This is a genomic window from Myxococcus sp. AM010, from assembly GCF_013372585.1.
Taxonomy (GTDB): Bacteria; Myxococcota; Myxococcia; order Myxococcales; family Myxococcaceae; genus Myxococcus; species Myxococcus vastator.
Map to the genome: position 1 here is coordinate 141,438 of NZ_JABXEO010000008.1, position 10,259 is coordinate 151,696.

The following is a 10,259-nucleotide window of genomic DNA, read 5'->3' on the forward strand; positions in this document are numbered from 1 at the left end:
GGCGAGCGGGCGCTGTCGCCCTTCTTCTGGGAAATGCATGGGCTCAGCAGCGCTGTTCCGCTGCGGAAATTATCGCCGCATGACCGGGAGAACTCCTTACGATGCGCGAATCGGCCGAGATCATTTCCGGGCCTAGGAAGATGTCCATGCCAGACCAGCCGAAAACGGATGTGGAAAAGGAGCTCACGGATCTGCGCCGTGAGATCGTCGAGGCACGCAACCTCGTCATCAAGAGCGACAACCTGCTCAAGAACCTCCATGCGGAGGTGAAGGCGGTTGGCAAACGCCACGAAGATTTCCAGAAGCGCCAGTGGCTGTCGTCCGCGGTGGCCTACGTGCTGTTCGCGGTCATCTCCGTGGGCGCCGCGCTGATGATCACCAGCGCGCGCAGCTCCAGCGCCACCAATGAGAAGGAGCGCCTGGAGAAGACGGTCGCCGACCTCTCCGGCCAACTGGAGAAGCAGCGCGCGGACACCGCGGCGCACCAGGCGGTCCAGCAGGAGGCGAACAAGGTCTACAAGATGATGACCAGCCTGCCCGGCGATGAGCGCCTCAAGGGCATTGACGCGCTGGTGAAGCTGGACACGTCGCGGCTGAGCACCCTGGAGCGCCAGGCCCTGAATGACCGCGCCGGCGTGCTGCGCCGGGAGACGGGCGACGCCGCGTTCGAGCAGGGGAAGATCGCCTTCCGCAAGAACGAGATGGACGGCGTCATCTCCAACATGGAGCGGTTCCTGGCCATGAACCCGCCGCAGGACCAGGCGCTGGACGCGTCCTTCTTCCTGGGCACGGCCTACAACAACACCCGCAACCACGAGAAGGCCGTGCCGCTGCTCGCCCGCTTCGTGGACGGTGATCGCAAGTCGAAGACGCGCGACTACGCCATGCTGCTGCTGGCGCACTCCTACCAGGAGGTCGGTCAGTACGATAAGGCGCTGGAGATCGCCCGTGACGCGGCGGGCTCCTACCTGAACAGCCAGTACCAGTCGCAGTTCCGGGGGCGCATCGCCACGGTGAAGCGCCTGATGAACCCGGCGCCCGCGGCCCCGCCCCAGGCGACCAGCCAGCCCGGCCAGTAGCGCCCTGGGGCCCGGCGCCCCATCCACCGGACGGTGGACACACGGAAGCGTTGCCACGCGGGGTCCACGGTCATAAGACGTGGGCCCCGTGTCCGCTCCCGACCCCCGGAAAGATCCCCGCTACCGCCGCTTTCGTGGTGCCGCGTATGGGATTTACATCCTCCTCACCACGCTGTTCTCGCTGTGGCTCATCTGGAGTGTCGGCCGCTCCGTCTTGGCCATGACGCCGGAGAAGCTGCCTCCCGCCCCCGTGGCGCTCACGTTCCGCGAGTGCTTGGACGGCGCGCGCGCCTTGTGGACGGAGCTGGAGAGCGGGCGCGAGAAGCTGGTGAACGTGTCTCCCGCCAAGAGCGTTGACCAGGAATGGATGCGCTTCCGCACCGCGTGGCTGCAGAAGCTCCGCGTGCGGGAGTCCGAATGCGCGCTCGACTCGCGTGAGCGCGCCCCCCTGCGCGAGGTGTTCCGCCGCCTGGTGCGCGTGCAGGACCTCTACGCCATCCACGCGGTGCAGTACGCGGGAGAGGTGGGCGGCGCGGTGGATTCGTTGCACGAGGCCTTGAGCGCCGCGGGCCGCAACCCTGGCGCCGGCCGGCTGCCCTGAATCAGCGCACCGGCAGCAGGGCGGTGTAGCGGCCCAGGTGGTCCGACACCGTCTGTGACAGCAGCACCGGGGACGGGCGCCCTCCCAGGTCCGCAACCCGGTAGAAGCGCACGGAGGCGTAGGGCGACGGCGCTCCGGCCTCCGTCACCAGGCCCCGCACCGTGCGGCCGCGCTGGAGCGGGAAGGTGGCCAGCACCTGCTCGGACGCGTCGTCGCCGGGGAGCACGGTGATGACGCGGCTGACGCGGGGCAGGTTCTCCGTGGGGATGAAGTCCACGCGGTAGATGCCCGGATCCAACCCCAGGCGGAAGGCGCCCGTATCGTCCGTGGTGCCCAGGGACTCGCCGCCCGCCGGGGGACGCGGCCAGCCCGGCACCGGTCCCACCGGATCCGCCAGCACCCTCACGCCCAGCGCCGGGGTGGTGTTGTCCGTCTGGAGAATCGTCCCCCGGATGATGCGCCGGTCCGGGCACACGACGTCCGGCAGCACCGCGCCGGTGCGAGGCACCTCCACCGACTGCACCGTGAGCCCCGCGGTGGAGCCTGACGGCGGCACCACCACCAGCGACAGGGTGCCGCCCGGCCCCGAGGGGAGCGTCTCCACCGTGAAGCGGCCCTCCCCGTCGGTGACGACCAGGGGCCCCTGGTACGTGCCGCCGCCTCCCACGGGCCCACGCAGGGACACCGAGGCCCGCACCACCGGCCGGCCGTCCCGTCCCAGGATGCGGCCGGACACCTGGACCGGCTCGCCATGGTCCCCCAGCTCCAGCGGCGCGGTGAGCGGCTCGCGGGGGTCCACGGTGAACGTCTTCTGCGGCACCCACGCGTCGCCCGCCGCCGTCACGCGCACCAGGAGGCTGGTGCGCTGCGAGGCCTCCAGCGGCAGGGCCAGGGAGAAGTCGCCCGAGCCGCGCGCCACCGGCACGCGCTGGGACAGGGGCGTCAGGTCCGCGTCCAGCGCCTGGACCTGCAGCGCGGCGTCCACCGGCTGCGCGCCCTGGCGCACCACCCGGCCTTCCAGCCGGGCCACCTGGTTGGGGGCGGGCAACACCAACTGCAGGGGCACGGCGCCGCCGGGCGACACGGTGGCGGCGCCGCGCACCGGTGGCAGCCCCAGGTCCTCCGGCTCCAACGTCACCGTGTACGTCCCGGTCCCCACGGGCAGCTCCCAGGCGCCGTTGACGGGGACCAGGTCGGCCGTGAAGAGGCGCGCCACGCCCGGCAGCAGCGCGCTCTCCCCGCGGGCGGTGAGGTGCAGCGGCTCGTTGTAGGGATGCGGGGCGCCGCCCCCGGGCGTGGTGGCGCGCACGGTGCTGCCCTGGACGGTGGCGGGCCCGAACAGCGCCAGGTTCAGCTCCGGCCGGATGGCGTCCACGGGGAAGTCCTGCGCGTGCAGGCCGTCATGGGGGTTGGGCGTCACCTCCACCACGATGTCCCGGCCCGGGTCGCCGCACCCGTCGGGGAAGCACACCTCGTTGGAGGCACAGTCGCTGTCCGCGCGGCACACCAGCTGGCTGGGGTCCGGCGCATCCTCCAGCAGCACGCAGCCGGTGCCGGACAGGCCGGACATCAGGAGGGTCCACGCGAGTCGCCGCGGCGGCCACTGGCGCCTCACCGGCAGTCTCCCTGGACGGTGTTGACCACCCACGAATAGGTGACGACGAAGCCCGGGTTGTCGAGCGTGGTGCCGTCCGGCAGCTGCACCGGCCGGGGCCGCACCACGCGGTCCACCAGCTCCGCGTCGCTCACCAGCGCCTCCACCAGGTGGGGGCCGGGTGTGCCCAGCGGGTTGTTGGCGGACGCGAGGCTGATGAGCAGCGTGCCCCGGTCCGAGCGCCGGGGCTCGCGGGTGCTGGCCAGCTCATACTGACGGTAGGGGCCGCGCGGGTCCTGCGGGTTGTAGTCCACGTACCAGTGCACGACGATGCGGTCGTCCACGTCCGGGTCCTCGACGGCCACCTCGAAGGTGAGGTCGCAGCCGTCCGCGCCGAAGTCCGGGATGAAGCGCTGCTGGGGCGCGACGAGGCTGTCGATGATGCGCGGCGGCCGGTTCATGAACTCCGGCACGGAGTCCAGCAGCGTGTCGTCCTGGGGGATGAGGCAGCCGGACGCGGCGCAGCCCGTGGCCAGCAGCAGCCCCAGCTTTCGTCTCCAGGCCTGTCGCCGCGTCGTGGCTTCCATCTTCACGGACGGGCCGCTCCCCTAGAGCAGCTCGTCTCCCTCCTCGGGCGGCAGCGGCCGGCCCGACTTCTCCGCTTCCAGCTTCTCCAGATGCCGGAAGATGGTGCGCGGGTCCACTCCCAGGTCCTTGGCCGTCTTGGTGCGGTTCCCATTGTTCCGGGCCAGCACCTCGTTGATGTAACGCTTCTGGAACTCTTCCTTGGCCTGGAGCAGCGGCATGATGGGCTCCAGGTTCTCCGGCTTCAGGTCCAAATCATCCGGCCCCAGCAGCGGCTTGTCCGCGAGCACCACCGCCTTCTTGAGCCGGTTCTCCAATTCGCGGATGTTGCCCGGCCAGCCGTACTTGCGCATGGACACGGTGGCGGAGGGGGTGAAGCCGCGGGCCTTGGAGCTGAACTCGCGGGCGTACTTCTGGAGGAAGAAGCGGCCCAGCACCACCACGTCCTCGCCGCGCTCGCGCAGCGGCGGCAGCTTCAGCGTGACGACGTTGAGGCGGTAGTAGAGGTCCTCGCGGAAGGTGTTCTTCTTCACCTCGTCCTCGAGCACCTTGTTGGTGGCCGCCACCACGCGGATGTCCACCGGCTCGCCGCGGTTGTCGCCTACTTTGTAGACAATCTTCTCCTGGAGCGCGCGCAGCAGCTTCACCTGGAGCTGCAGGGGCATCTCACCGATTTCGTCCAGGAAGAGCGTGCCGCCGATGGCCGCCTGGAACTTGCCGGCCTTGGTGGCCACCGCGCCGGTGAAGGCGCCCTTCACGTGGCCGAACAGCTCGCTCTCCAGCAGGTTCTCCGGAATCGCGCCGCAGTTGATGGTGATGAAGGGGCCCTTCGCGCGTGGCGAGCGGCGGTGGATCTCCCGGGCGATGAGCTCCTTGCCGGTGCCCGTCTCGCCGGTGATGAGCACGGAGATGTCCGTGGGGGCGATCTTGTCGATGCGCTTGTACACGTCCCGCATGCCCTGGCACGCGCCGACGATGTCGCCGTAGCGCTGGTCCTCCAACTTGCGGCGCAGCTCGGTGTTGTCGAGCTTGAGGTCGCTCACCAGCATCGCGTTCTGGAGGATGAGCGACGCCTGCGCCGCGAAGATGGTGAGCATGTCCGCGCTCTTGGGCTCGAACCGGTTCACCAGCCGGTCGTTGCCCACGTAGAGGACGCCGAAGAGGTCGCCCTTCTGCATCAGCGGCACGCACATGACGGAGTGGACGCGCAGGTTCACCACCGAGTCGCTCTTGTTGAACTCCGGCGAGTCCAGCGCGTCCGCGACGATGAGCGCCTTCTGCTCCTTCACCACCTTGGCGATGATGGAGTCGGAGATCTTGTCCTTCTCCACCGCGTCCTCGATGTTCTCCCGGGACACGTTGCGCGCCACCTTCACGCGCGGCTCCCCGTTCTCCATCAGGATGAGGAAGCCCTTGTCGGCGCGCGTCACCTCGATGGCCTCGTCCATCAGGCCCTCCAGGAGGCGCTCCAAATCGTAGAGCCCCAGCAGCCGCTCGCTGAACGCGGTGAGCCGGCGCAGCAGCAGCAGCTCGCGGCCGGGGACGCCAGGCAGCTCCGAGGTGTGCGAGTCCGGATTGGACGTGTGTACCAGCTCTCGCGGAGCGGGCATGGGCGGAGGTGGGGCACGGGGGGCGTCGTCCCGAGCGAAGATCAGCTCGGTGTGGCCCACGCGGACCACGTCGCCGGTGGAGAGCGCATGGGCGTCGCGCTTCTTGCCGTTGACGTGGAAGGTGGCGCCCAGGCTGCCCACCTCGTAGCGCGTGCCGTCGAAGGTGACGTGCAGGGCGCTGGCGGGCACGGAGGTGTCCTCCAGCGGGATGTCGTTGTCCGGGCCCCGGCCAATGCTGGTGAGGCGCTTGTGCAGGGAGACGGCGCGGACCTTGCCATCGGGGGTGCGGACGGTGAGGCTGGCCATGGCTTCACGTACCTGGAGGGTGTCTCCGTCAAAAGGAGAGGGTGAGACCGGCGCCGAGTCCGCCGGGGGTCGGGTAGAGGCCCACGCGCGTGTACGTCTTCGGTGCCGTCGCGCGGGCGGAAGTGGGGCGAGAGGACGGCGCCGTGGGGGGGGCGGCGCGAGGCTCCACCGTGCTGCGGACCACCTGGTCCTCGTGGTGGAACAGCGCGTCCACCACGCCCACGGCGTAGATGGCGTAGAAGCCCGCGGCCGACGACAGCTTGAGCAGCTGCCACGCGTCGCGCTGCTGGGCCCGGCTGGTGGGGATGTAGCGCACCGTGACGGAGGCCCGGCCGTCCGGGTCCAGCACGTTGTCCAGGTCGATGGTGCGCTCCTCGAACAGCCCCTCGTAGGCGAAGAAGGAGATGATGCTCGTCACCGCCAGCACGCCTTCGGTGGCGGCGAAGACGATGCCCAGGCTGTTGCGGCCCTGCTGGAACTGGCCGGCGCCGAAGGGGACGAAGTTGACCAGGAAGCTGCGCTTCTCCACCGTGCGCACCGTCACCTGGGACGCCAATTCCTCGGCGCGGCGGCGCTGGACCTCCGCCTCCAGGCGCTCGCGCTCGCGGCGCTCGGCCTCCGCCTTCTCGCGCTCCTGGCGCAGCCGCCGCTCCTGGCGCAGGAAGTCCAGCTCCGTGTCCATGTCCTCCTTGAGCGTGTCGAAGAAGGCCACCGCGGGCGGCGGGACGACGAAGGGGTCCAGGCTGAAGTCCGGATCCAACCGGAGCAGCGCGCGCAGGTGACGGCGGGCGTCGTCGGTGCGGCCCAGGTTGAAGGCCGCCAGGCCCGCGAGCTTGTGCAGCTCCGCCAGGTCGTCCTCGTCCAGGCCGCCCCGGTCGATGCGCGAGCCCGCGCGGTCCATCACCTCCGCGTACTTGCCGTACTCGAAGCTGGCGCGCAGCGCGGCGACCTCCGGATCCCCGGCGTCCTGGGCGCGCGTGGCGGCCGGAGCGAGCAGCATCAGCGCCGTGAGCAAGAGCGGGAGGCGGCGGCTCATTCTGGGCGGAGGCTCCCGCGCAGGGTGGTGGGTTCGCCCGGCCGCAGCCGCACCTCGCGGCGCTCCGACACGTAGCCGGGGTGGGAGACCTCCACCACGACGGTGTGCTGGAAGCCCGCCGGGCCTCGCGGAGAGCGGACCTCGAAGGGCGTCTTCACGCTGTCCTCCGCGGAGCGGAGCTGGTCGCCCACGCGCACCAGCGCGCCCGCGGGCTCGAAGTCCACCGACAGGCGGGACGTCTTGGGCTGGGCGCGCAGGTGGAAGACGTTCTCACCGTCCGGCTGCACGTCGATGGTGTCCACCACGTCCTCGCAGTAGTCGCAGGAGATGGTGACGGTGTGCCGGCCCGGCGTCACCTCCACGTCATGTTTCTGCAGCGGCTGGGCGCTGGCCGCGCCGTCATCCACGCGGATGCTGCCATAGGGGCGCACCAGGATGGACACCGGCAGCTTGCGCACCAGCGGCTTGCGCGGCGCCTCCTCGTCCTCGGGGCGTGTGCCCAGGCCGCGCACGGCGCCGCCCACGGCCAGCGCGCCGTCCGTTCGCGGCGCCAGGCCTCCCGGTGCCGTCGTGTCCTTGACCGGGCGCGGCGCCGTTCCCCCCGGGCGGGGCGGCTGCGCCGTGCCTGGCGCCGGACGCCCGGCGCTCTCCTTCGGGGCCGGAGCCGTGTCAGGAGGCGCGACGGGGGCGAGCGGCTCGGCAGGCGTGGCCGAAGGCGGCGTGGCCGCGACCTGTCCGGGCGTGGTGGCGTCGGGCGGCGGGGTGGCTTCGGCGACGTTCGCGTGGCGGGCCTGCCAGCCGCCCAGGCCCAGCAGTCCGACGGCGGCCATGCCCACGCCCAGGCGCAGGCCCCGGCGGCGCCACGTCTTGAGGCGCTGGGCGCGCTGGAGACCCTTGAGGAGCGCCAGCGCCCGCGCGTTGGTGGCGTCCAGCGCCAGCACCTGGTTGAGGCTGGCCAGGGCGCGCGGGGTGCGCTTCTCCGCGAGCTGCCGCTCGCTGCGCTCCAGCAGGGTGGCGACGAGGCGCTGGCGGGCCAGCTTCCGGTACGACGGCGGGTCCGCGAAGTACGACACCAGCTCCTCGCCCACGCGGGCGAAGCCCAGGCCGGCCAGGTAGTCCGCCAGGGCGTCCCGCAGCCGGGCCGCGTCGGGGTAGCGCCGCTCCGGGTCGCGCTGGAGGCAGGTGGCGCAGATGTCCGCCAGCTCGTCGGACAGCGCGGGCACGCGCCGGCGCGCGTCCTCGTAGTCCCCGTCCAGGATGCGCTTGAGCGTGGCGGTGGTGTTGGACGCGCTGAAGGGCAGCCGTCCCGTCATCGCCGCGTAGAACATGATGCCCACGCTGAAGACGTCCGCCGCGGGGCCCGCCTCCAGGCCTTCGATGATCTCCGGAGCCATGTGGGCCGGCGAGCCCACCAGCGTGCCGGTGACGGTCATCCGCTCCTCGATGTCCATCAGCCGCGCGATGCCGAAGTCCATGAGCTTGAGGACGCCGTCCTCGCGCACCATGACGTTCTCCGGCTTGAGGTCGCGGTGGATGACGCCGGACTCGTGCGCGTGCGCCAGCGCCGCGGCCAGCTCGTGGATGACCATGGCCGCCAGCTCCGGCGGGTCCATGGGGCCCTCGTCCATGAACGTCTTCAGCGTCTGCCCGCGGATGTACTCGGTGACGATGAACGCGTCCTGGGCATCCGCCGCGGAGAAGTCGAAGACCTCCAGGATGTTGGGGTGGTGCAGCTTGGCCACCGCGCGGGCCTCGCGGGCCAGCCGCCGGCGGGACTCGTCCTTGCCGGCCAGGTGCGGGTGCAGCACCTTCACCGCGACTTCACGGTCCAGGGCGGTGTCGAGCCCCTTGTACACGACGCTCATGCCCCCCGAGCCCAGTTGCTCGAGGATGCGGTAGCGACCGATATGGCGGCCGACGAGCGTCGTCATGGCGTGTTGGCGGTCCCCTCAGTCCCCGAAGCTGATGCCCATGCTCTTGGTGAAGCGCACCAGCTCACCCGCCGGATCCACCCGGCGCTCCTTGCGCGACTCGCTCAACGGTACCGCGATGATCTCTCCCGCGCGCAGGGCCACCATGTGGTCCCACTGGCCCGCGCTCACCAGGTCCAGCACCTTGCAGCCGTAGCGGGTGGCCAGCACCCGGTCCGCCGCGCTGGGGCTGCCTCCGCGCTGGAGGTGGCCCAGCACCGTCACGCGAATCTCCGCTTCGATGTGCCGGGCCAGCAGGTCCGCCAGCGCCTTCCCCGAGCCGCCGAGCCGCACCACGCCCCGGCCGGGAATGGCCTCCGCCGCGTCCAGCACGGCCAGCTCGCCGCCCTGGGGGAACGCGCCTTCGGAGATGGCGATGATGGAGAAGCTGCGACGGCGGGTGGAGCGGCGGCGGAGCTTCTCCACCACGGCCTCCACGCTGTACGGAATCTCCGGAATCAGGATGACGTCCGCGCCCCCGGCGATGCCGCTCTCCAAGGTGAGGAAGCCGGCGTGGCGGCCCATGATCTCCACCACCATCACCCGGTCATGGGCCTCGGCGGTGGAGTGCAGGCGGTCGAGCGCCTCGGTGACGATGAGCCGCGCGGTGTCGAAGCCGAACGTCTGATCCGTCCCGGACAGGTCGTTGTCGATGGTCTTCGGACAACCCACGACCTTGAGCCCCTTCTCCACGAGCCGGTGGGCGATGGACAGCGTCCCATCCCCCCCCACGGCGACGAGCCCGTCCAGGCCCAGCTCCTCGCAGCGGCGCAGGACCTGGTCGGACACGTCCCGCTCCACCCACCGCCCGTCCTCACGGGTCGCGTAGCTGAAGGGGTTGGCCTTGTTGGACGTGCCCAGGATGGTGCCGCCCTTGGGGAGGATGCCGCGGGTGTCCTCCTCGGTGAGCGGGTGGGCGAGCCCTGGCTCCACCAGCCCCATGTAGCCGTTTTCGATGCCCACGAACGCGTGGCCGAATTCGTGCGTGCCCCGCTTCACGAGGCCGCGAATGAGCGCGTTGAGGCCGGGGCAGTCGCCACCGCCGGTCAGGACTCCGAGTCTCATGGGACGGGGCATACAGGTCGGACGCGGGTGTCAGAGGGAGGGTGCTTCACCATGACAGAAACGTCGGACCTGATTGTAGGGGGGCCCCCTGGGGGGTGCAACGCGTGAATCACCGGCCAGGGCGGATTCACGAGTGGAAACGGGCCTTTTCCTCAGTCCCGCTTCAAGCGGCGGCGCGAGGCCACCCGATCCAGCAGGGCCTGGAGCCGAGGCTCGGGCTTGTCGGGGAGCGCCCTATCTGTCGGTGACTGTAGGGGCATGGCCTTCGCGAGGCCGTAGATTTCGATCAGCCGCTCCTTGAGCAGCTCGCTGTCCGGGCGCTCCTGGAGCGCGCGCCGGTAGCAAGCAGCGGCGCCCGCATAGTCGCCCAGCGCGAAGAGGCGCTCACCCTCGATGCGCGCCTCACGGCCCGC

Annotated in this window: 9 protein-coding genes; 2 read left to right on the forward strand and 7 right to left on the reverse strand. The window is 70.8% G+C overall.

Annotation, left to right across the window (positions count from 1 at the left end; all coding sequences use genetic code 11):
• The first annotated feature begins 101 nt into the window (after window positions 1-101).
• Window positions 102-1,079 carry a tol-pal system YbgF family protein gene (locus tag HV826_RS07090; RefSeq protein ID WP_176416237.1) on the forward strand — a complete coding sequence of 326 codons (978 nt, stop codon included), beginning with the start codon at window positions 102-104 and terminating at the stop codon, window positions 1,077-1,079.
• Between the two features lie 88 nt (window positions 1,080-1,167).
• Complete coding sequence (locus HV826_RS07095) at window positions 1,168-1,680, forward strand: hypothetical protein (protein ID WP_176416238.1); 513 nt, start codon at window positions 1,168-1,170, stop codon at window positions 1,678-1,680.
• 1 nt (window position 1,681) lies between these two features.
• Here the strand turns inward: HV826_RS07095 and HV826_RS07100 are convergent, their stop codons facing one another.
• The 7 genes from HV826_RS07100 to HV826_RS07130 all read right to left on the reverse strand — a co-directional run.
• Complete coding sequence (locus HV826_RS07100; RefSeq protein ID WP_255208005.1) at window positions 1,682-3,250, reverse strand: carboxypeptidase regulatory-like domain-containing protein; 1,569 nt, start codon at window positions 3,248-3,250, stop codon at window positions 1,682-1,684.
• Between the two features lie 41 nt (window positions 3,251-3,291).
• Complete coding sequence (locus tag HV826_RS07105) at window positions 3,292-3,861, reverse strand: hypothetical protein (protein ID WP_176416254.1); 570 nt, start codon at window positions 3,859-3,861, stop codon at window positions 3,292-3,294.
• A gap of 21 nt (window positions 3,862-3,882) precedes the next feature.
• The gene (locus tag HV826_RS07110; protein ID WP_176416240.1) at window positions 3,883-5,775 is read right to left on the reverse strand and encodes a sigma 54-interacting transcriptional regulator; all 1,893 of its coding nucleotides are present in this window, start codon (window positions 5,773-5,775) and stop codon (window positions 3,883-3,885) included.
• Window positions 5,776-5,803: 28 nt separating this feature from the next.
• A complete protein-coding gene (locus HV826_RS07115; RefSeq protein ID WP_176416241.1) occupies window positions 5,804-6,811 on the reverse strand; it encodes a hypothetical protein in 1,008 nt (335 codons plus the stop codon).
• A complete protein-coding gene (locus tag HV826_RS07120; RefSeq protein ID WP_176416242.1) occupies window positions 6,808-8,742 on the reverse strand; it encodes a serine/threonine protein kinase in 1,935 nt (644 codons plus the stop codon). Before HV826_RS07120 ends, HV826_RS07115 begins: the two co-directional genes overlap by 4 nt.
• An 18-nt stretch (window positions 8,743-8,760) precedes the next feature.
• The gene (locus HV826_RS07125) at window positions 8,761-9,846 is read right to left on the reverse strand and encodes a 6-phosphofructokinase (protein ID WP_176416243.1); all 1,086 of its coding nucleotides are present in this window, start codon (window positions 9,844-9,846) and stop codon (window positions 8,761-8,763) included.
• Between the two features lie 152 nt (window positions 9,847-9,998).
• Window positions 9,999-10,259: tetratricopeptide repeat protein (locus HV826_RS07130; RefSeq protein ID WP_176416244.1), on the reverse strand; the 261-nt coding region annotated here is incomplete at its 5' end.